General features: G+C 72.5%; 15 protein-coding genes and 1 pseudogene. 13 read left to right on the forward strand and 3 right to left on the reverse strand.

All coding sequences use genetic code 11. From position 1 onward, the window contains the following. Positions 1–216 precede the first annotated feature (216 nt). From dusB to ABZ990_RS16905, 6 genes and pseudogenes are all read left to right on the forward strand, one after another. Positions 217–1353, forward strand: coding sequence for a tRNA dihydrouridine synthase DusB (gene dusB / locus ABZ990_RS16880; protein ID WP_361231527.1), 1137 nt, complete (start codon positions 217–219; stop codon positions 1351–1353). Positions 1354–1730: 377 nt separating this feature from the next. Then, entirely contained in the window at positions 1731–4457 is a 2727-nt protein-coding gene (gene ppdK, locus ABZ990_RS16885) for a pyruvate, phosphate dikinase (RefSeq protein ID WP_361231529.1), read from the forward strand. A gap of 701 nt (positions 4458–5158) precedes the next feature. Next, positions 5159–6124 (forward strand): annotated as a pseudogene (locus ABZ990_RS16890) (winged helix-turn-helix domain-containing protein); the annotation flags it as partial. Positions 6125–6625: 501 nt separating this feature from the next. Continuing rightward, positions 6626–7093 carry a group III truncated hemoglobin gene (locus ABZ990_RS16895; RefSeq protein WP_361231531.1) on the forward strand — a complete coding sequence of 156 codons (468 nt, stop codon included), beginning with the start codon at positions 6626–6628 and terminating at the stop codon, positions 7091–7093. A 126-nt stretch (positions 7094–7219) separates the two neighbouring features. Beyond that, positions 7220–7657 (forward strand): VOC family protein, encoded by a 438-nt coding sequence (locus ABZ990_RS16900; RefSeq protein ID WP_361231533.1) that lies wholly within the window; start codon positions 7220–7222, stop codon positions 7655–7657. Between the two features lie 136 nt (positions 7658–7793). Next, positions 7794–8579, forward strand: coding sequence for a TSUP family transporter (locus ABZ990_RS16905; RefSeq protein WP_361231535.1), 786 nt, complete (start codon positions 7794–7796; stop codon positions 8577–8579). Between the two features lie 54 nt (positions 8580–8633). On the opposite strand, the gene ABZ990_RS16910 is transcribed toward ABZ990_RS16905, so the two are convergent. Both ABZ990_RS16910 and ABZ990_RS16915 read right to left on the reverse strand, forming a co-directional pair. Continuing rightward, complete coding sequence (locus ABZ990_RS16910; protein WP_361231537.1) at positions 8634–9290, reverse strand: class F sortase; 657 nt, start codon at positions 9288–9290, stop codon at positions 8634–8636. Positions 9291–9479: 189 nt separating this feature from the next. Further along, positions 9480–10070 carry a hypothetical protein gene (locus ABZ990_RS16915; RefSeq protein WP_361231539.1) on the reverse strand — a complete coding sequence of 197 codons (591 nt, stop codon included), beginning with the start codon at positions 10068–10070 and terminating at the stop codon, positions 9480–9482. A gap of 273 nt (positions 10071–10343) precedes the next feature. Between ABZ990_RS16915 and ABZ990_RS16920 the strand changes: the two genes are divergently transcribed. Continuing rightward, on the forward strand, positions 10344–10988 hold the full coding sequence (locus tag ABZ990_RS16920) for an NAD(P)H-dependent oxidoreductase (RefSeq protein ID WP_361231541.1): 645 nt from the start codon (positions 10344–10346) through the stop codon (positions 10986–10988). A gap of 112 nt (positions 10989–11100) precedes the next feature. On the opposite strand, the gene ABZ990_RS16925 is transcribed toward ABZ990_RS16920, so the two are convergent. Further along, positions 11101–11796, reverse strand: coding sequence for an ElyC/SanA/YdcF family protein (locus tag ABZ990_RS16925; RefSeq protein WP_361231543.1), 696 nt, complete (start codon positions 11794–11796; stop codon positions 11101–11103). A gap of 357 nt (positions 11797–12153) precedes the next feature. Here ABZ990_RS16925 and ABZ990_RS16930 point away from each other — a divergent pair, with 357 nt between their 5' ends. The 6 genes from ABZ990_RS16930 to ABZ990_RS16955 all read left to right on the forward strand — a co-directional run bounded on the left by ABZ990_RS16930 (position 12154) and on the right by ABZ990_RS16955 (position 21836). Beyond that, entirely contained in the window at positions 12154–12819 is a 666-nt protein-coding gene (locus ABZ990_RS16930) for a hypothetical protein (RefSeq protein WP_361231664.1), read from the forward strand. A gap of 186 nt (positions 12820–13005) precedes the next feature. Next, on the forward strand, positions 13006–14352 hold the full coding sequence (locus ABZ990_RS16935; protein WP_361231545.1) for a deoxyguanosinetriphosphate triphosphohydrolase: 1347 nt from the start codon (positions 13006–13008) through the stop codon (positions 14350–14352). Between the two features lie 247 nt (positions 14353–14599). Further along, positions 14600–16903 carry an Ig-like domain repeat protein gene (locus tag ABZ990_RS16940; protein ID WP_361231547.1) on the forward strand — a complete coding sequence of 768 codons (2304 nt, stop codon included), beginning with the start codon at positions 14600–14602 and terminating at the stop codon, positions 16901–16903. A gap of 329 nt (positions 16904–17232) precedes the next feature. Further along, positions 17233–18495, forward strand: a complete 1263-nt coding sequence (locus ABZ990_RS16945) for an FAD-dependent oxidoreductase (protein ID WP_361231549.1) — start codon at positions 17233–17235, stop codon at positions 18493–18495. Between the two features lie 100 nt (positions 18496–18595). Next, entirely contained in the window at positions 18596–20500 is a 1905-nt protein-coding gene (gene dnaG, locus ABZ990_RS16950; RefSeq protein ID WP_361231551.1) for a DNA primase, read from the forward strand. 151 nt (positions 20501–20651) lie between these two features. Continuing rightward, positions 20652–21836 carry an RNA polymerase sigma factor gene (locus ABZ990_RS16955; protein ID WP_361231553.1) on the forward strand — a complete coding sequence of 395 codons (1185 nt, stop codon included), beginning with the start codon at positions 20652–20654 and terminating at the stop codon, positions 21834–21836. Positions 21837–21842: the final 6 nt, after the last annotated feature.

The raw sequence follows: 21842 nt of genomic DNA on the forward strand, positions 1-21842 counted from the left end.
TCCGATCTCTCGCGCTATGGGAGCTGGCCGCGGCGGATCTGCCCCAACCGAAGGAGCGCTACAGCCGGTACATCGGCCTGGAGTCGGAGGCGCCCCGCCCCGCCCCACCCCCAGCCCCCGCCCCCAGCCCCGCCCCAGCCCAGGCCACCCCGCCCCCACCCCCCTCTCCCACCTCACGACTCCCGGTGCGCGGGCCCGGTGCGCGACAATGGGCGGATGACCGTGTTCTCCCCCCTCGCCATCGGCCCGCACATCGTGCAGCCGCCGGTGGTGCTCGCGCCGATGGCCGGCATCACCAACGCCCCCTTCCGCACCCTCTGCCGCGACTTCAGCGGCGGCAAGGGGTTGTACGTCAGCGAGATGATCACGACGCGGGCGCTGGTCGAGCGCAACGAGAAGACGATGCAGCTGATCCACTTCGACGCGAGCGAGAAGCCTCGGTCGATCCAGCTGTACGGCGTGGACCCGGTGACCGTCGGCAAGGCGGTCCGGATGATCGTCGACGAGGACCTGGCCGATCACATCGACCTGAACTTCGGCTGCCCGGTGCCGAAGGTGACCCGCAAGGGCGGCGGCTCCGCGCTGCCGTACAAGCGGCCGCTGCTGCGGGCGATCCTGCGCGAGGCCGTGGGCAACGCGGGCGCGCTGCCCGTCACCATCAAGATGCGCAAGGGCATCGACGACGACCACCTCACGTATCTGGACGCGGGCCGGATCGCCGTCGAGGAGGGCGTCACCGCGGTCGCCCTGCACGGCCGCACCACCGCCCAGCACTACGGCGGCACAGCCGACTGGGACGCCATCGCGCGTCTGAAGGAGCACGTGCCGGAGATCCCGGTGCTCGGCAACGGCGACATCTGGTCGGCGGACGACGCACTGCGGATGATGCGCGAGACCGGCTGTGACGGCGTGGTCGTGGGCCGGGGCTGCCTGGGCCGGCCGTGGCTCTTCGGGGACCTGGTGGCGGCCTTCGAGGGTACGGAGAACTACACGCGGCCGGGGCTGCGCGTGGTCGCGGACACGATGGTGCGGCACGCGCGGCTGCTCGGTGAGTGGATCGGCGACGAGTCCCGGGGTGTCATCGACTTCCGCAAGCACGTGGCCTGGTACCTCAAGGGCTTCTCGGTCGGTTCGGAGATGCGCAAGAAGCTGGCCGTCACCTCGTCCCTGGACGAGCTGGCCGCTCAGTTGAGCGAGCTGGATCTGGACCAGCCGTGGCCGGAGGGCGCGGACGGCCCCCGGGGTCGTACGTCCGGAAACAACCGAGTTGTCCTGCCGGATGGCTGGCTGAAGGACCCCTACGACTGCGCCGGCGTGAGTGAAGAGGCCGAGCTGGACACGTCCGGAGGGTGAGACCAAGGGTCCTTAGGGGCCTCTCTCGGGCGTTTTTGGCGAGTGATTCTCGCCACCCTTGATAGGGGTAGCGCTCAGATGAGCGGTCTGATCGACCCTCTCCGGCTTGAAGGGTGGCACTGCGTGCCACCCTTCTTGCGTTCAAGGCTTGAACTCAAGTGCCGGAATGTGCGCTCATGTGAGCGCTTGAGTGCTGGTTTGGGTCAAGGCGGCTTCGGGGGCCGAACGCGCAAGCTACTGGCCAGTTACTTTCGATGTGCTGGCGGACGGGTGGTTAAGACCGGGTGACCGGTAGGCGTACCTCCCCAGAAGCCTTCGATCTGGGTATGTTCCTCGCCGTCAGGGCAGCCAACCGAGTCGTCGAGGAGTCGTGGCCCGTGTCGGAATTCAATGATCAGAAGTTCGTGTACGACTTCACCGAGGGGAACAAGGACCTCAAGGACCTTCTCGGTGGCAAGGGGGCCAACCTCGCCGAGATGACCAATCTCGGCCTCCCGGTTCCCCCCGGCTTCACGATCACGACCGAGGCCTGCAAGGTCTACCTGGACAGCGGCTCCGAGCCGGCCGCGCTCCGCGACGAGGTCAGTGCGCACCTCGACGCCCTGGAGCGCACCATGGGCAAGAAGCTCGGCCAGGCCGACGACCCGCTGCTGGTGTCGGTCCGCTCCGGCGCCAAGTTCTCGATGCCCGGCATGATGGACACCGTCCTCAACATCGGCCTCTCCGACGCCTCCGTCGAGGGCCTCGCCGCCCAGGCCGACAACGCGCGCTTCGCCTGGGACTCGTACCGCCGCCTCATCCAGATGTTCGGCAAGACCGTCCTCGATGTCGACGGCGAGCTCTTCGAGGACGCCCTCGACGAGGCCAAGGCCGCCAAGAACGCCGCCAGCGACACCGACCTGGACGCCGCCGACCTGAAGGCGCTCGTCGAGCACTTCAAGGGCATCGTCAAGACCGCGACCGGCCGCGACTTCCCGCAGGACCCGCGCGAGCAGATGGACCTGGCCATCGAGGCGGTCTTCAACTCCTGGAACACCGACCGGGCCAAGCTGTACCGCCGCCAGGAGCGCATTCCGCACGACCTCGGCACCGCCGTCAACGTCTGCTCGATGGTCTTCGGCAACCTCGGCCCCGACTCCGGCACCGGCGTCGCCTTCACCCGCGACCCCGCCTCCGGCCACCAGGGCGTCTACGGCGACTACCTCACCAACGCCCAGGGCGAGGACGTCGTCGCCGGCATCCGCAACACCGTGCCGCTCGCCGAGCTGGAGTCGATCGACAAGAAGTCGTACGACCAGCTCATGCAGATCATGGACACGCTCGAAACGCACTACAAGGACCTGTGCGACATCGAGTTCACCATCGAGCGCGGCCAGCTGTGGATGCTCCAGACCCGGGTCGGCAAGCGCACCGCCGGTGCCGCCTTCCGGATCGCCACCCAGCTCGTGGACCAGGGCCTCATCGACGAGGCCGAGGCGCTCCAGCGCGTCAACGGCGCCCAGCTGGCGCAGCTGATGTTCCCGAAGTTCGATGACGATTACGCTCGCGGCGGGGAAGGGGTCGACCAGATCGGGCGCGGCATCGCCGCCTCCCCGGGCGCCGCCGTCGGCAAGGCCGTCTTCGACTCGTACACCGCGGTCAAGTGGTCCCGCTCCGGCGAGAAGGTCATCCTGATCCGCCGCGAGACCAACCCCGACGACCTGGACGGCATGATCGCCGCCGAGGGCATCCTCACCTCCCGCGGCGGCAAGACCTCGCACGCCGCCGTCGTCGCCCGAGGCATGGGCAAGACCTGTGTCTGCGGCGCCGAGGAGCTGGAGGTCGACACCAAGCGCCGCCGGATGACCACCGCCGCCGGCATGGTGATCGAGGAGGGCGACGTCGTCTCCATCGACGGCTCCACCGGCAAGGTCTACCTCGGCGAGGTACCCGTCGTACCGTCGCCGGTCGTCGAGTACTTCGAGGGCCGGATGCACGCCGGTGCCGACGACGCCGACGAGCTCGTCCAGGCCGTGCACCGGATCATGGCCTACGCCGACCGCGTCCGCCGGCTGCGCGTGCGCGCCAACGCCGACAACGCCGAGGACGCCGCCCGCGCCCGCCGCTTCGGCGCCCAGGGCATCGGCCTGTGCCGCACCGAGCACATGTTCCTCGGCGAGCGCCGCCAGTACGTCGAGCGGCTGATCCTCGCCGACACGGACGAGGAGCGCGAGGAGTCCCTGAAGGCGCTGCTGCCGCTGCAGAAGGGCGACTTCGTCGAGCTGTTCGAGGCGATGGACGGCCTGCCCGTCACCGTCCGGCTGCTCGACCCGCCGCTGCACGAGTTCCTGCCCGACATCACCGAGCTGTCGGTGCGCGTCGCCCTCGCCGAGGCCCGCAAGGAGCCGCACGAGAACGAGCTGCGCCTGCTCCAGGCCGTCCACCGGCTGCACGAGCAGAACCCGATGCTCGGTCTGCGCGGCGTCCGGCTCGGCCTGGTCATCCCCGGCCTGTTCACCATGCAGGTCCGCGCCATCGCCGAGGCCGCGGCCGAGCGCATCGACGCCAAGGGCGACCCGCGCGCCGAGATCATGATCCCGCTCGTCGGCACCGTGCAGGAGCTGGAGCTGGTCCGCGAGGAGGCCGAGACGGTCATCGCCGAGGTCGTGGCGCGCACCGGCGTCGACCTGAAGCTGGCCCTCGGCACCATGATCGAGCTGCCGCGCGCCGCCGTGACCGCCGGCCAGATCGCCGAGGCCGCCGAGTTCTTCTCCTTCGGCACGAACGACCTCACCCAGACGGTCTGGGGCTTCTCCCGCGACGACGTGGAGGCCAGCTTCTTCACCGCGTACCTGGAGAAGGGCATCTTCGGCGTCAGCCCCTTCGAGACCATCGACAAGGACGGCGTCGGCGCCCTGGTCCGCCAGGCGGTCGAGTCCGGCCGGGCCACCCGCCCCGACATCAAGCTCGGCGTCTGCGGCGAGCACGGCGGCGACCCGGAGTCGGTGCACTTCTTCCACGAGGTCGGTCTCGACTACGTCTCCTGCTCGCCGTTCCGGATCCCGGTGGCGCGTCTGGAGGCCGGCCGCGCGGCGGCCGAGGCGAAGGGCAGCGACAGCCGCTGATCTCACGGGCCCCCGCCGGATGCGCGCGGAGGGGGCCGTGAACCACCGGAGCCGCCGCTCGTCCCCGACCCTCGAAAACCGATGGGCGGCGGTTGCCGGTTTCCGCAAGGAGACGGGGCGGACACCTTTGTGCGGAGGTGTCCGCCCCGTCGCGTTTCACCGGCCTTTCCCGTACTTCTGCCGTTTTCGCATTTCACCCCCGAGAGTGTTTCCGTAAAACCATTCGGTTTTGCTGGAGGGGGTGGCGGTGGCGATGTGCCGGAAGTGCCCGATGGGGTCCTGGGCGGCGCCTGGGTGGCGCCTGGGAAGTGTAGGGATTTCTGGGATTCCGAGGGGTCCGGAGTGGGGAAAGGTGGCTTCCTGTGCGCGGGCCGGGCCCGCCGGAAATTCGGATTTGAACTTTCGCAAACAAAAGGATGGGCGCGGCCCCCGGATCCCCACCCGGAGGCCACGCCCATTCCCGTAGCCGGGCGGATGAGCCGCAACCTCGCCGACCGCCGCCGGACGCGCCGAAGCCCCCCACGGTCTTCGTCGCGTCACCTCGGTCCTCGAAGGTTCGCCGCCCGGCCGATCACAGCTTTTCGGTTTCCGGCCGTTCATCGCGAGGCTTTTCAAGTCTGGCTGAAACACCCTGGTAACGTGCAGTGATGCTGTGCATACTCGTCGTCGGGGGTGGTTGCGAGTGCACAGGTGGGGGTTCCATGCTGCGGATTCATTTCACCGGGGCCGATCTGGCCGGGGTGCGGATGGCCGCCCAGCCGGACGTGTTGTGGGAAACGATTCTGAGCTTTCACCGGATACGGGACCGGCGCGGTCCGGTCGTGTTCCGGGAATGGCGGTCGGAAGCACGCGTACGGCTGGGCGCCGAGACGCGGCAGCTCGCCGCACTGGTCCCGGCACACGGCTATTTCCCCGACTTCCTCAACCCGCCGGAGGGCATCCTCGGACTCGACGAGGGACTTGAGGCGATCCGCGCCACCCCGGCCTTCCGGCTGCGCGCCGAACTCGCCCGGATCGGCGCCGCGCATTCCGGCCGCCCCGCCGTCCCGGCCGCGCTGCGCGCGCTCGCCGAGGGCGGCGCCGAGCCGCTCGGCCGGCTGGCCGGGGCGCTGCGCGACTACCACCGGGCCGCCGTGGAGCCGTACTGGACCCACATCCAGGCCCGCGTCGAGGCGGACCGGGCCCGGCGCGGCCGGGCCCTGCTCGACGGGGGAGCGGACGAGCTGCTCGCCTCGCTGCCGCCGATGATCCGCTGGCACCGCCCCGTCCTGGAGGCGGACTACCCCGTCGACCGGGACCTGCGGCTCGACGGGCGCGGGCTGCTGCTCCAGCCCTCGTACTTCTGCCGGGGCACCCCGGTCGTCCTGTGCGATCCCGCGCTGCCGCCGGTCCTCGTCTACCCGATCACCCACGGCGAGTCCCCGACCGTCCGCCCGCCCGGTCTGCCCTCGCTCGCCAAACTGGTGGGCCACACCCGCTCGGCGGTCCTGCACGCCATCGGCGACGGCGGTACGACGAGCGAGCTGGCCCGCCGGGCCGGGGTGTCCCTCGCCTCCGCGAGCCAGCACGCCGGGGTGCTGCGCGAGGCCGGACTGATCGCCACGCTCCGCAACGGCAACGCGGTCCTGCACACCCTGACCCCGCTGGGCGCGGCCCTCCTCGGCGGCGGCCGGGGCACCCACGACGGGACGCCCGCCCGCCGGACGGGCGGGGCACGGCGGGAGGAGGGACCGGCGGGCGGTACGGGCGGCGGAGGCGGTGGCGGTGGTACGGGGATGGGGGCGGCCGGCGGTACGGGGAACGGCGGCGGTGGTACGGGGACGGTCGGCGGTACGGGGAACGGAGGCGCGCGGGGCGGTCCGGGCGTGGGCCCCGGCGGCGCGGCGGGCGTCGGTCCCGGCGGCGGTCCGGGGGCCGTCACGGGGGCCGGTCCGGGAGCCGGTCCGGGAGCCGGTACGGGCGTGCGGCCGGGCGGCGGGCCCGGCGGGCGGGTGCCGGCACAGGCCGGGGGCCGGGTGTTCGTACGGGGCGGGAGCGCCGCGCCGTGAGCGGGGCGGGGCGCCCGGCCCTGTGACGTAGCCGGGGTGGGCCGCTTGGTCCTGCCCTCGCGCCCGGGCCGGGACCTTCGGCTCTGGCCGGGCCGGCGCCGGGCGCGGGACCCTGGAGCCATGCGTGTCACCCGAGACGTCCACGACATCCGCGGCCGCGCCGACCTCGACGTCCTGCTGCGCCGCTTCTACACCGCGGCCTTCGCCGACCCGCTCATCGGCCGCTTCTTCACCGAGATCGCGGGCACGGACCTGGAGGCCCATCTGCCGAGGATCGGCGACTTCTGGGAGCGCGCGCTGTTCCGCACCGCCGCGTACCGGCACGACGCCTTCGCCCCGCACGCCGCCGTCCACTCCGTCGAGCCGCTGACCGCGGCCCACTTCGGCCGGTGGGTGCAGCTGTGGCACGCCACCGTGGACGGACTGCACGAGGGCCCGCTGGCCGACCGGGCCAAGGCGCAGGGCGAACGGATCGCGCTCGCCCTGCTCCGGCGGCTCGGCGGCCGTGACGTGTCCACCGACGCGCCCCGGGGTGAGACGGGCGGATTCATCCCGCTCGCGGCACTCACCCTGCGGTCGGCCGGCTGAGGTCCGCCTGCCCGTCGACCGTCGACCGGACATCTCTTCGAAGAAAAGTGCGAGAGAGCGATGAGTTCCGGTGAGCCCGGAGGTCTTCCCCCTCGACAGCACCGCGACGGAAGAGAGAGTGACCTCATGGCCCCGCAGATGATCTTCGTGAACCTGCCGGTGAAGGACCTGGACGCGAGCAAGGCGTTCTTCGAGAAGCTCGGCTTCTTCGCCAACCCGCGGTTCACGGACGAGACCGCCGCATGCGTCGTCATCAGCGACACGATCTTCGCGATGCTGCTGACCGAGGAGAAGTTCCGGGCCTTCACCGCGCCCGGCAAGGAGATCGCCGACGCCACGAAGACGACCGAGGTGCTGGTGACGCTGAGCGCCGAGAGCCGGGAGAAGGCCGACGAGCTGGCCGACGCGGCGCTGGCGGCGGGTGGCGGACCGGCGAAGGAACCGATGGACATGGGCTTCATGTACAGCCGCTCGTTCACCGACCTCGACGGCCACCACTGGGAGGTCTTCTGGATGAACCCGGCCATGGCGCAGGGCGGCGGCGAGGGCGCCGGCCAGGGCTGATCCGCAGCCTCCTGCCCGTACCGCCCGTCTCCCGTCCGGCCCGCCGGACCGGCGTCCCGGGCGCCAAGCTCTGACGTTGCTCAAGACTGGCCGAGATCGATGGACGCCACAGCTATCCCGTTCCTAGGCTCGCGCCATGCCTGACATATCCATGACCACCCTTGCCCTGCTTTGCGTCGCCGCCTTCGCGGCGGGCTGGATCGACGCCGTGGTCGGGGGTGGCGGGCTGCTGATGCTGCCCACGCTGCTGCTCGGGCTGCCGCACCTGCCGGCCGCCCAGATCCTCGGTACGAACAAGGCCATGTCCATCGTCGGTACGTCCGGCGCGGCCGTCACCTATCTGCGCAAGGCCCCGATGAAACTGGGCACCGCGCTGCGCATCGGCCTTGCCGCGCTCGCCGGGTCGATGGGCGGCGCCTTCTTCGCGGCCGGGATCAGCAGCGAGGTGCTGCGCCCGGTGATCATGGTGGTGCTGCTGGGTGTAGCTGTGTTCGTCCTGCTCCGGCCGAAGTTCGGCGTGCAGGCCGACGGCGCCGAGCGGCCGGAGCTCACCCGCGCCCGGATCGTCACCGCGATCGTCGTGGTCGGCGGCGGCATCGGCTTCTACGACGGTCTGTTCGGGCCCGGCACCGGCACCTTCCTCGTCCTCGCCCTGACGGCCGTGCTCCACCTCGACCTGGTGACGGCCTCCGCCACCGCGAAGATCGTCAACGTCTGCACCAACGCGGGCGCGCTCGTCATGTTCGCCTCCCAGGGCAACGTCATCTGGCAGCTGGCGGGCCTGCTCGCCGTCTTCAACCTCGTGGGCGGTACGACCGGCGCGCGGATGGCGCTCAGCAAGGGCTCGGAGTTCGTCCGCGGGGTGCTGCTCGTGGTCGTGCTCTCGCTGGTCGCGAAGCTCGCCTTCGACCAGTGGGCGTGACCGTAGAGCGGCGGTGGCGGCGGCCGGGACCCGGGGAGGTCGGGCCGGGCGAGGTCAGGCCGTGGGTGTGGCCGTGGGCGGGGCGGCGGCCGGCCGTACGCCGATGAGGTGGCCGAACGCGACGACGTTCCCCTGGTAGCCGCCGGACTTCCGGGAGAAGCCGCCCCCGCAGGTGATCACCCGGATCTCGGCCCGGTCCGCCTGCCCGTACACCTTGGCGTCGGGGAAGGCGTCGTTGTCGTAGACCTCGACCGCGTCGATGGTGAACACCGCCGTCCGGCCGTCCCGCCGGTCCACCTCGATCCGGTGTCCCTTCTTCAGCGCGCCGAGCGCGTAGAAGACCGCCGGCCCGTCCGCGTTGTCGACATGGCCGGCCACGATCGCGGTGCCCTTGGCGCCGGGCCGGGTGCCGTCCTCGTACCAGCCCGCGAGATTGCGGTCGGTGGCCGGCGGTACGTCGAGCGAGCCGTCCTTGCCGACCCCGAGGCCCGTCAGGGGCGTGTCCACGTCGATCTCGGGGATGCGCAGTCGTACCGGATCGGACGGCGGGAGGGGGTCGGCGGCGGCGTCCGTGTGGACGCTCGGCCCGGCGGCGAACGCCTGCGCCGCCGACGGGACGGGCGGGGTGACCACCGTCGAGCCGTTGTGGATCATCCACAGGCCCAGGCAGGCGCCCGCGGCGATGAGCCAGCCCTTGCTCCGCGTACTCACCGGTCGCTCACTTGCCGCTCACCCGTCGCTCACCCCGTTGTCCACCTGCCGCTCGCTCGATGTCGTCGTCCGTGCCTGTCCGTCGTACGCCGTTCTCTCATGGGGACGGGGGCGGGGGACGGAGATGGCCCTGCCCCCGCCGGGCCGTCAGCGGGCACGCGGCGGAGGCAGGACGTGAGGCGGAACGGGTCAGCCGTCCTGCGCGGCGCCGCTCGCCCGGCGGCGCAGGAGCCACGTCCCGCCCACGGCGGCCGCGGCCAGCACCGCCACGCCCGCCGCGATCTGGGTGGTGTCGGGGCCCACACTGCCGCCGACACCGCTGTGCACATGGCCGCTGGGGCCTCCTCTGCGCTCGACGATCAGTTCGCCCCGGGCGGACTTGCCGTTGTCGCACTCGACGCGGATCTCGTACGAGCCGCCCCGGGTGTGGTGGGGGATCGTGAACTGCCCGACCACGACGTTCTTGTGGGTGCTCGGGTTGAGGTGGAACTCGCCCGCGCCGACCGAGTTCGCGTCGCCCCTGCCGTGACCGTGCTCGCCGCAGGCGGCGGTGTTCACGGTGACGGTGGTGCCCGGCTCTGCGGGGGAGGGGAAGATCTCAAGCCGTCGGTCCCGGTCCCGGTCGCGGTCCCAGTCGCGGCCGTAGCCCCCGTCGCCGCCCCGGTCGTGGTCCCGCTCCCCGCCGTCGTTCGCGAAGGCCAGGGGTGCGGCGGCGAAGGTGGTGAGGGCGACGATCGTCAGCGCGCTCCCGGTGAGAAAACGGACAGGGGTGCGGCGCATGAGGGTCCTCCGGGGCACACGAACGGCTTGCGGAAAAGGTCTTCCGTAGGACCGAGACAAGACGCTGCCCGGACTCCCCGCCTGATGAGCGAGCGTCAGAACTGCTCCGTTCGAGGGACCGCGCGGGTACGTGGATCCGGGTGTTCGCGCAGGTCGGGCGCGGGTCGGAGGGGACTCCCGAGGGCCGGCGACGACTCGCGCCGAACGGGTGAGCGGGATCGCGGGCGATCCGCGCTTGACCTCGACCAAACTTGAGGTACCACTCTTCTCGGCATGGACACCAAGGCCAACGCCACCCACGTCACCATTGCCACCGACAACGCCGCCGGCGCCGTCGCCCCGCGCCCGCTCCGGCTCGCCGTCATCGTCGCCAGTAACCGCGAGGGCCGCTTCGGCCCCGTCGTCGCGAACTGGTTCGCCGGGCACACCGCGACCCGCCAGGACTTCGAGACCCGCGTCGTCGACCTCGCCGACGTCGACCTGCCCACCGCCCTCTCCCACGACCCCGCCCCCGCCGTGCTGGCCGAACTCGCCAAGGTCAGGCCGGTGCTGGCCGAGGCCGACGCCTTCGTGGTGATCACCCCCGAGTACAACCACTCCTTCCCCGCCTCCCTGAAGGCCCTGATCGACTGGCACTTCACCGAGTGGCAGGCCAAGCCCGTCGCCTTCGTGTCGTACGGCGGCATCTCCGGCGGTCTGCGCGCCGTCGAGCAACTGCGCCAGGTCTACGCCGAGATGCACTCCGTCACCCTGCGGGACACCGTCTCCTTCGCGGGGGTGCACGGCAGCTTCACCGAGGACGGCACGCTCAAGGACCCGGAGATCCCCGACGCCGCCGCCACCGGGCTGCTCGACCGGCTCGCCTGGTGGGGCGAGGCCCTGCGGGAGGCCAAGGCGGTCCGCCCGTACACGGTGTGAGGGCGCGGGGGTACGGGTCGGGGAGAGGCCGGGGCGGGTACGGGCGCGCGTACGGTCCGGGTCGCGGTACGACGCCGACGCGTCCGGCGGCTCGGCGGGACCGGGCGGCGGACTACCCGGCCGGGTGCGCCGGGGCGGCGGTCAGCGCCTTCGCGACCCCGTCCTCCCGGTCGCCGAGGAAGTGCGGGTCGGGCCGCAGGGCCGCCTCGGCGGCGGCCTTCCCGGCGGCGGCGATCTCCCGGGTGGTGCCGTAGTACCAGGTGGCGTCGTGGGGTTCGCCGACCCCGACGCCGTACGACTCCACGCCCGCCGCCGCGCACAGCGCGAGGGCCCGCTTGATGTGGAAGTCCTGGGTGACGAGGACGGCCCGGTCCACACCGAAGATCTTCTTGGCGCGGACGCAGGAGTCCCAGGTGTCGAAGCCGGCGTAGTCGCTGACCACCTTGTCGTCCGGCACCCCGCGCGCCGCCAGATACGCGCGCATGGCGCTCGGCTCGTCGTACTCGGTACGGCTGTTGTCGCCGGTGACGAGCAGGACCTTGACCTTGCCGGAGCGGTACAGCTCGGCGGCGGCGTCGAGACGGTGCGCGAGATACGGGGTGGGGCGGCCCTTCCAGAGCCCGGCGCCGAAGACCACGCCCACGTCCTCGGCGGGCACGTCGGCGGTCGTCCGCAGCCGGTCGCCGGCGGTGGTGTGCATCCAGGTGACCGGCGCGAGCGCGAGGCAGGCCCCGATCATGACGGCCTGGACGGCGCGGCGGCGGCCCCGGGTGGTGCGGGGGAGTCGGGGCAGTCGGACGCCGCGCATGCGGGGGACCTCCGGAGTGGTCGTCGGCTGTCGGGAACGGGAGCGGAAGGAGCCGGGGGGGAACAGGGATACGGGGGGTGATGTCGAATGGATGTCACCCAGTCCGACGCGATTCGGCCGGTTCCGGTTCACTCCTGGCGCGATCCCGGCGCTCCTGATCTCTCCGGTCTTCCCTCGGCTCCTTCCCCCGGTCCAGCTTCGCATCCCGGAACTCCGTTCTCCTGCAAGGCCGTTATGCCGGAACCGACGGGTGAAAAATCGGAGGAGGGAGATGACGGGGAGTCGTACCATCCGCGAGTGATCAACGAAGCCGTCCTCGCCGACGCCATCCACAACAACATCCAGTGGTGCGGGACGATGTGCCGCGCGCACGGTCTGTCCGAAGGCGTCCTCGGCCCGCGCGCCTGGACCAGCCCGCGCCGGACCCCGCTCTACTACCCCGACGCGGTCACCCTCGCCGTGGACGCCGGGCCCGGGGACGTCCTGGACGGCATCGACCGGACCGCCCCCGGCGCCTCCGTGAAGGACAGTCACGCCCGGCTCGACCTCGCGCCCGAGGGCTTCCGGCTGCTCTTCGAGGCCCAGTGGATCCACCGCCCGGCCGGTCTGCCGGCAGGCTCGCCGTCCGGGGCCGCCTCCGACAGGTCCGCCGCCTACCGCGCCGTCCGCACCCCCGACGAACTCGCCGCCTGGGCGCTCGCCTGGAGCGGCGGCGATGTCGACGAGGCCGCCCTCTTCCGCGCGGAACTCCTCGCCGACCCCGCCACCACGATCGTCGCGGGCCACGCCCCCGACGGCCGGATCCTCGGCGGCGCCGTCCTCACCGCGAGCGACCGGGTCACCGGGGTCTCCAATCTCTTCACCGCCGACGGTGTCCCCGCCTCCGCCGCCTGGTCCGGGGTCCTCGCCGTCGCCGATCCGGCCCTGCCGCTCGTCGGCTACGAGTCGGGCGACGACCTCGACGCGGCGCTGGCGGCGGGCTGCGAGGCGATCGGCCCGCTGCGGATCTGGCTCGACGCCTGAGGCCGGGCGCCTGAGGCCCGGCGCCTGCCCCGGCGCCGGACCTCGCCCCCAGGCGCGAGCCAGGCAGCCGGGTCGCCGCCGTACCACCACCACCGCCCCGGCTCGGCCCCGTACGGACACTGAGCCGATGTCAGACCGATACCTGAATCTGCCCATCTGTCCGTCCCGCCGGTTACCGTCGAGGACATGGAAGGCTTCCCCGAGACCCCGCAGATCCCGCAGACCCCCGACCGGACCGACGCCGCCCCCGGCACCCCCGGTTACGACGCCGCCGACACCGAACGCTGGGCCGCCGAGCCCGACAAGCGCCCCGGGCGCACCGCCTTCCAGCGCGACCGCGCCCGGGTGCTGCACTCCGGCGCGCTGCGCCGGCTCGCCGGCAAGACCCAGGTCGTCACCCCCGGCTCGTACACCCACGCCTGGGACACCAGCCCCCGCACCCGGCTGACCCACTCCCTGGAGTGCGCCCAGGTCGGCCGGGAACTCGGGGCGGCCCTCGGCTGCGACCCCGACCTGGTCGAGGCCGCGTGCCTCGCCCATGACCTCGGCCACCCGCCCTTCGGGCACAACGGCGAGCAGGCTCTCAACGAGGCAGCCGAGGACTGCGGCGGTTTCGAGGGCAACGCCCAGTCGCTGCGGCTGCTCGCCCGGATCGAGCCGAAACGGTTCATCGCCGACCCCGTCACCGGCGCCCCGCTCAGCGTCGGCCTCAACCTCACCCGCGCCGCCCTCGACGCCGCCACCAAGTACCCCTGGCCGCGCGGCGGTCACCCCACCGACCCGGCCTCGCCCAAGTTCGGCGTGTACGAGGACGACCTCCCCGTCTTCGCGTGGGCCCGGCAGGGCGCGCCCGCCGGCCGTACCTGCTTCGAGGCGCAGGTCATGGACTGGTCCGACGACGTCGCCTACTCCGTCCACGACTTCGAGGACGGTCTGCACGCCGGGCACATCGACCCGAACCTGCTGCTCGCCGAGCCCGAGCGGGCCGACATCTGGGAGGTCGCCCGCGGCCGGTACGTCCCCGAGGACACCGACCCCGCCGAGCTGGCCGCCGCCCTCGACCGGCTGATGGACCAGGAGTGGTGGCCGCACGGCTACGACGGATCGGCCGTCGCCCAGGCCCGCCTCAAGGACGCCACCAGCCAGCTCATCGGCCGGTTCTGCCTCGCCGCCGAGACCGCCACCCGCCGCACCTACGGCCCCGGCCGGCTCACCCGCTACGGCGCCGCGCTCGTCGTGCCCCGCGAGGCGCGCCTCGAATGCGCCGTGCTCAAGGCCATCGCCGTCCGGTACGTGATGCAGCGGGCCGACCAGGAGGCGCTCCGCGCCGACCAGCGGATCGTCGTCACCGAACTCGCCGAGGCGCTCACCGCCCGCGCCCCCGAGGGGCTCGACCCGCAGTTCCGCGCCCTGTTCGCCGCCGCACCCGACGACCGGGCCCGCAAGCGGGTGATCGTCGACCAGATCGCCTCCCTCACCGACGCCTCCGCCCGCGCCCTGCACGCCCGCCTGCGCGCCCCGCACCGCCAGTAAGCGTCCACAAGCAGCCATAGGCAGCCACAAGCGCCCACAAGCGCCCATGACCGTCCACGAGAATCCAGCTGGTACCCATTTGGGGTGTTTCGGGTGATTTCGAGTGGCGGTTCGGGGTGTCCTCGGGTAGGGCGGGCGGGGACCCCGTAGGAGAGGAGGCGTGAGACTTCCTACGTATGCGATGAGACCGAGGCCGAGACCGAGACCGGGGCCGGGGCCGGGCGGGATCGGCCGGGTCCGGGCCGCCGTGCGGACGCTGGCGGCGGCCCTGACCGCGGCGACCGCGCTCGGTCTGGCCGGACTCGCCGCGCCGCCCGGGAGCGCGGCGCAGGCGCCGCCCACCGACGACGTCCTGGCCTGGGGGCAGAACACCTACGGGCAGCTGGGCGACGGCACCACCACCCGGCGCCTCACCCCGGTCCCGGTGGATCTGCCGGCCGGCGTGCGGCTCACCGAGGTCTCCGGCGCCGCGGGCGGCGGCTGGTACAGCCTGGGGCTGACCTCCGACCACCGCGTCCTGGCCTGGGGCCAGGGCGAGCGGGGGCAGCTGGGCGACGGCGCGAACACCAACAGCAGCACCCCCGTCGAGGTCGACATCCCCGACGGGGTCGAGATCACCGACATCGACGCGGGCTTCGACTTCGGCTTCGCGCTGACCTCCGAGGGCCGGGTGCTGGCCTGGGGGGCCAACTACTACGGGCAGCTGGGCGACGGCACCACCACCAGCCGCCCGACCCCCGTCTACACCGACCTGCCGGCCGGCACGCGGATCACGGACATCTCCGGCGGAGGCAACCAGACCCTCGCGGTCACCTCCGACCACCGCCTCCTCGTCTGGGGCTACAACAACCGGGGGCAGCTCGGCGACGGCACCACGACCACCCGGACCCGGCCGGTCGAGCTGACCCTCCCCGACGGCGCCGAGGCCGAGTCCGTCACCGCGGGCCCGTACCACAGCCTGGTCCTGACGACCGACGGCCGCGTCTACGGCTGGGGCTACAACGCCTACGGGCAGCTGGGCGACGGCACCAACACCAACAGCCTCGTCCCGGTCCAGGCACTCGTCCCCGACGGCGTCCGCTTCACCGCCCTGTCCAACCGGGGCCACTACTTCAGCCTGGGGCTGACCGACGACGGCCGCGTCTACGCCTGGGGCTTCAACACCTCCTCCGGCTTCCTGGGCGACGGCACCACCACCAACCGCAGCACCCCGGTCCAGACGCTCATCCCCGCCGACGTCACGATCACCGAGATCGACGCCGGCAGCGGCCACAGCCTGGCGCTGACCTCCGAGGGGCGGATCTACGCCTGGGGCTACAACGGCGACGGGCCGATCGGCGACGGCACCACCACCAGCCGCCTCACCCCGGTCCTGACCCACCTGCCCGCCCACACCCGGGCCACCGCCGTCTCCGCGGGCGGCTTCCACAGCCTGGCCCTCGCCGAGACGGCGACGAGCCAGACCACGCTCACGGCGGTCCCGACCACCGCCGCGCCCGGCGCGCCGGTCACCCTCACCGCGCACGTGCTGTGCAGCGAGGGCACCCCGACCGGAAACGTCACGTTCTACGCCGGCGGGAACGCGCTCGGCACCGTCGCCCTGGACGCGAGCGGTGACGCGACCCTCACCACCTCGGACCTTCCCCTGGGCGCGCACACGATCACCGCACGGTACGAGGGCGACGAGAACTGCCCGGCCTCGACCTCCACCGGTGTCGTGGTGGTCGTCGAGGAGCCGCCGGTGGCGTCCCTCGGCCTGACCAAGCAGGTGGAGTCCGCCGGTCCGTTCCGGGTCGGTGACACCGTGGACTACACCTACACGGTGACCAATACCGGCACCACGCCCCTGTACGGCGTGAGCGTGACCGACAACCGGACGGTCGGCGTGGTCTGCGACGCGACGACCCTCGCCGCCGGGCAGACCACCACCTGCCGGGGCGGCCACACCATCACCGCCGCCGACATCACGCCGTGCGAGCCGGCGGACGGGGGCGGCTGCGCGCTGTCGAACCTGGCCCAGGCCACCGCGTACGAGCTGAGCGGCGCGGAGGTCGCCAGCGAGCAGGCCACGGCCACGATCACCGTCCAGCAGCAGGGCGTCTCCGGGCTGACGCTCGCCAAGCGGGCCGACTCGGCCGGTCCGTTCGCCGTCGGCGACACCGTCGACTACACGTACACGGTCACCAACTCCGGTGACTCCGCCGTGCACGGGCTGACCGTGACGGACGACCGGGTCGCGGACGTCGACTGCGGTACGACCACCCTCGCGGCCGGGGCGAGCACCACCTGCCACGGGACGTACACCGTCACCGAGGCCGACGCCACCTGCACGCGCGGTGGCGGCGACGGTGGTTACGGCGACCACGGCACGACCTGCCGGGTCACCAATACCGCCCACGCCACGGCGACCGACACCGCCGGCGACACGGTCACCAGCAACACCGCCACCGCGACCATCCGGGTGAGCGGCGGCGGCCACGACGGCTACGGCAACGGGAACGGCTCCGACTACGGCAGCCGCCACGGCGCCCGGAAGGAGAAGACGGCGTGAGGCCCTGACCTCCGCCGCGCCGGACACCCCACCGGACACCCCACCGATCCGCGCGTCCCGCCCCGCCCCCCGGGCCGGGGCGCGCGGCCCGTCCGGCGGGACCCGGCCGTACGAAAGGAACGGGACCCGGCCGTACGAAAGGAAAAAGGAAGGGGTCGGGCGCCGTCGTGACCAAGGTCCCCTCGCGGGGCCCGGCTCCGGGGCCGTTCGCCCCCTTCCGCCCGTACGGCCGGTGCGGGACCCTGCTCCGGCACGTCCCGAGGCGGTACGGTCCGGGCCGGGTCCAGGGGCGTAGCGTAGGGAACCGGTCGCAACGAGGAGGAATCAACGTGGTCGACGCAGATCAGACCTTTGTCATCGTCGGCGGGGGCCTGGCCGGCGCCAAGGCGGCGGAGACGCTGCGCTCGGAGGGATTCAACGGGCGGGTCATCCTCGTCTGCGACGAACACGAACGCCCTTACGAACGGCCTCCCCTCTCCAAGGACTTCCTGCTGGGCAAGGCCGAGCGCGACTCCGTCTTCGTGCACGAGCCCTCCTGGTACGCGAGCAACGACGTCGAACTCCACCTCGGCCAGACCGTCACCGCCATCGACCGCGAGGGCCGCACCGTCCGGCTCGGCGACGGCACCGTGATCCGCTACGACAAACTGCTCCTCGCCACCGGCGCCGAGCCGCGCCGCCTCGACATCCCCGGCACCGGCCTGGCGGGCGTGCACCACCTGCGCCGCCTCGCCCACTGCGAGCGGCTGCGCGACGAGCTGAAGACGCTCGGCCGCGACAACGGCCACCTGGTCATCGCGGGCGCGGGCTGGATCGGCCTGGAGGTCGCCGCCGCGGCCCGTACGTACGGCGCCGAGGTCACCATCGTCGAGGCCGACCCCACCCCGCTGTACCGGGTGCTCGGCCCCGAGCTGGGCCAGGTCTTCGCCGATCTGCACGCCGCGCACGGCGTCCGCTTCCACTTCGGCGCCAGGCTCACCGAGATCACCGGCCAGGACGGCATGGTCCTCGCCGCCCGCAGCGACGACGGCGAGGAGCACCCCGCGCACGCCGTCCTCGTCGCCATCGGCGCCGCCCCGCGCACCGCCCTCGCCGAGAACTCCGGGCTCGCCCTCGTCGACCGCGCCGACGGCGGCGGTGTCGCCGTCGACGAGTCGCTGCGCACCTCCGACCCGGAGATCTTCGCCGCGGGCGACGTCGCCGCCGCGCACCACCCGACGCTGCACACCCGGCTGCGCGTCGAGCACTGGGCCAACGCGCTGAACGGCGGCCCGGCCGCCGCCCGCGCGATGCTCGGCAAGACCGTGTCGTACGACCGGGTCCCGTACTTCTTCTCCGACCAGTACGACCTCGGCATGGAGTACTCGGGCTGGGCCCCGCCCGGCTCGTACGACCAGATCGTGACGCGCGGTGACGTCGGAAAGCGCGAGTTCATCGCCTTCTGGCTGAAGGACGGCCGGATCCTCGCGGGCATGAACGTGAATGTGTGGGACGTCACAGAGACCGTCCAGGAGCTCATCCGCTCCCGTGTCCAGGTGGACACCGAACGCCTGGCCGACCCCGCGATCCCGCTGGAGAGCCTCACCGCGTAGCCGCGCCGCCGGGCCGGTCCGGGCCGGTCCGGACCGCGCGGTCGCCCGGTGCGGCACCTCGCGGGCCGGGCCGCCTTCCCGCTCCCCGTAGAATTCATGCGTGGCAGGCAGGATCAACGATGAGGACGTGAAGGCGGTACGGGACGCCGTCCCGATCGACGCCGTCGTATCCGAGTACCTCCAGCTCCGCAGCGCCGGCGGCGGGAACCTCAAGGGGCTGTGCCCCTTCCACGACGAGAAGTCGCCCTCCTTCCAGGTGAGCCCGAGCAAGGGTCTGTTCCACTGCTTCGGCTGCCAGGAAGGCGGCGACACGATCGCCTTCGTGATGAAGATCGACCATCTCACCTTCTCCGAGACGGTCGAGCGGCTCGCCGCCCGCGCGGGCATCACCCTGCGCTACGAGGAGGGCGGCTACAACCCCGGCCAGCAGCGCGGCGAACGCGTCCGCCTGGTCGAGGCCCACAAGGTGGCCGCCCAGTACTACGCCGACCAACTCGGCTCCGCCGAGGCCGAGATCGGCCGCAAGTTCCTCGCCGAGCGCGGCTTCGACCAGGCCGCCGCCGAGCACTTCGGCGTCGGCTACTCCCCGGCCGGCTGGGACCACCTCACCCGCTTCCTGCGCGGCAAGGGCTTCAGCGACCGCGAGCTGATCGTCTCCGGCCTCTCCCAGGACGGCCGCCGCGGCCCCATCGACCGCTTCCGCGGCCGGCTGATGTGGCCGATCAAGGACGTCGGCGGCGACGTCGTCGGCTTCGGCGCCCGCAAGCTGCGCGACGACGACAACGGGCCCAAGTACCTCAACACGCCCGAGACCCCGATCTACAAGAAGTCCCAGGTCCTCTACGGCATCGACCTGGCCAAGAAGGACATCGCCAAGGTCAGCCGCGCCGTCGTCGTCGAGGGCTACACCGACGTCATGGCCTGCCACATGGCCGGCGTCCCCACCGCCATCGCCACCTGCGGCACCGCCTTCGGCGGCGATCACATCAAGATCCTGCGCCGCCTCCTCATGGACAACGGCACCGCCCGCGTCATCTTCACCTTCGACGGCGACGCCGCCGGCCAGAAGGCCGCCCTGCGCGCCTTCGAGGACGACCAGAAGTTCGCCGCCGAGACGTACATCGCCATCGCCCCCGACGGCATGGACCCCTGCGAGCTGCGCCTCGCCAAGGGCGACGAGGCCGTCGCCGACCTGGTCGAGCCGCGCATCCCGCTGTTCGAGTTCGCGCTGCGCCAGATCACCGCGCGTTACGACCTGGAGATCCCCTCCGGCCGTGCCGCCGCCCTCGACGAGGCCGCGCCCATCGTCGCCCGCATCAAGAACATCGCCTCCCAGCACGAGGTCGCCGTCCAGCTCGCGGGCATGCTCGGCATCCTCGACACCCAGTTCGTGGTGCGCCGGGTCGCCCAGATCGCCCGCTGGCAGCGCCAGGGCGGCCAGGGCGGCGGGCCGGACCAGCGGGACTCCGACCGGGGCCGGCAGCGCCGGACGTACGACATCCAGGCGCCCGTCGCCCCCGCCGGGCCCGCGCTCAACCTGCGCAGCCCCGCCCACCGCACCGAGCGCGAGCTGCTCAAGCTCGCCCTCCAGTACCCGGACCTGGTCTCCCCGGCCTTCGACGCGTACGGCATCGACGAGTTCACCGCCGCGCCCTACGCCGCCGTCCGGCAGTGCGTCCAGGACGCGGGCGGCGCCACCGGCGCGCCCGCCGACTACCTCGACGCGGTCCGCGAGGCCGCCCCCGACGACACGGTCCGCGCGCTCGTCACCGAACTCGCCGTCGAGACGATCTTCGCGAAGGCCGTCGACGAGGCGTACGCGGGCGACCAGCTGGTGACCGTACGGCTGAGGGCCGTCGACCGCCGTATCCGCGATGTCCAGGGCACCCTGGCCCGGCTCGGGCCGCACGGCGACCCCGGGCAGGTCGCCGCCGTGCAGAACGAACTGTGGGTGCTCACCCAGTACGGGCAGTCGCTGCGCAACCACGGCGCCGCCGCGCTCTGACCGGCCGCCACCGGCTCGTTTTTCCCGCCCCGGCGTGCGGTCGGTCACCTTCCGGACCCAAAAAGTCATCGCACGCCCCTCGTGGCCGGGACACGGCGTACCCCACACTGGGTGACGGTGCCGCCCCGCTGCCCGTACGCCCCCCTCCCGTGTGCCCCCGCACGCGATCCCCCCTCCGCACCGGCAGCGATCACCCGCCCTGGAGGTCGCTCCCGTGCAGACCCAGACCGTCGCCGCGTCCCAGGAACCGTCCTCCCGGGAGCCGTCTTCCTGGGAGCCCGCCTCCCGGGAATCCGCGTCCCGGGACTCCGCCTCCCGGGAATCCGCGCCCCGGGGACCCGCCTCCCATGAGTCGTCCTCCTGGGAGTCCGCGTCCCGGGAATCCGGTGTCCGCCCCGTTCCGCGTGTGTCGGCGGCCGGCGGGGCCTCGTCGGCCGATCTGTTCCGCCTCTACCTGCGCGAGATCGGCCGGATCCCGCTGCTGAGCGCGGAGGACGAGGTCGAGCTGGCGCGCCGGATCGAGGCCGGGCTGTTCGCCGAGGAGAAGCTGGTCCGCGTCCCCGGGCTCGACCGGGACCTCGCGCTCGACCTCGACCGGCTCGTGGTCCGCGGCCGGATCGCCAAACGCCGGCTCATCGAGGCCAATCTGCGGCTCGTCGTCTCCGTCGCGAAGCGGTACGTCGGCCGGGGTCTGACCATGCTCGATCTGGTCCAGGAAGGGAACCTGGGGCTCATCCGGGCGGTCGAGAAGTTCGACTACGCGCGCGGCTACAAGTTCTCGACGTACGCCACCTGGTGGATCCGGCAGGCGATGTCCCGGGCCCTGGCCGACCAGGCCCGCACCATCCGGGTCCCGGTGCACGTGGTCGAGCTGATCAACCGGGTCATCCGGGTCCAGCGCAGCATCCTCCAGGAGTACGGCCACGAGCCCACCGCCCAGGAGGTCGCCGACCGGCTCGACCTGCCGCCCGAGCGGATCGGCGAGGTGCTGCGGCTCGCCCAGGAGCCGGTGTCGCTGCACGCGCCGGTCGGCGAGGAGGACGATGTCGCGCTCGGCGACCTCATCGAGGACGGGGACGCGGCGTCGCCCGTCGAGTCGGCCGCCTTCCTGCTGCTGCGCGAGCACCTGGAGGCGGTGCTGTCCACGCTCGGTGAGCGCGAACGCCAGGTCGTCCAGTTGCGGTACGGCCTCGGCGACGGCCGGCCCCGGACCCTGGAGGAGATCGGGCAGCTCTTCGGTGTGACACGGGAGCGGATCCGTCAGATCGAGTCCAAGACGCTGGGCAAGCTGCGGTCCCACGCCTATGCCGACCAGTTGCGCGGGTACCTCGACTGACGATCC

It is taken from the genome of Streptomyces sp. NPDC046203, from assembly GCF_040646255.1.
In the GTDB taxonomy this organism is placed as follows: Bacteria; Actinomycetota; Actinomycetes; order Streptomycetales; family Streptomycetaceae; genus Streptomyces.

Excerpts from the sequence above, each read along its gene's own strand:
- ABZ990_RS16925 (WP_361231543.1), bottom strand. The coding sequence starts at position 11,796 with ATGCGCGGCGTCCGACTGCCCCGACTCCCCCGCACCACCCGGGGCCGC.
- ABZ990_RS16895 (WP_361231531.1), top strand. The coding sequence starts at position 6,626 with ATGCGTGTCACCCGAGACGTCCACGACATCCGCGGCCGCGCCGACCTC.
- ABZ990_RS16900 (WP_361231533.1), top strand. The coding sequence starts at position 7,220 with ATGGCCCCGCAGATGATCTTCGTGAACCTGCCGGTGAAGGACCTGGAC.
- dusB (WP_361231527.1), top strand. The coding sequence starts at position 217 with ATGACCGTGTTCTCCCCCCTCGCCATCGGCCCGCACATCGTGCAGCCG.
- ABZ990_RS16920 (WP_361231541.1), top strand. The coding sequence starts at position 10,344 with ATGGACACCAAGGCCAACGCCACCCACGTCACCATTGCCACCGACAAC.
- ABZ990_RS16930 (WP_361231664.1), top strand. The coding sequence starts at position 12,154 with ATGTGCCGCGCGCACGGTCTGTCCGAAGGCGTCCTCGGCCCGCGCGCC.
- ABZ990_RS16905 (WP_361231535.1), top strand. The coding sequence starts at position 7,794 with ATGCCTGACATATCCATGACCACCCTTGCCCTGCTTTGCGTCGCCGCC.
- ABZ990_RS16915 (WP_361231539.1), bottom strand. The coding sequence starts at position 10,070 with ATGCGCCGCACCCCTGTCCGTTTTCTCACCGGGAGCGCGCTGACGATC.
- ABZ990_RS16935 (WP_361231545.1), top strand. The coding sequence starts at position 13,006 with ATGGAAGGCTTCCCCGAGACCCCGCAGATCCCGCAGACCCCCGACCGG.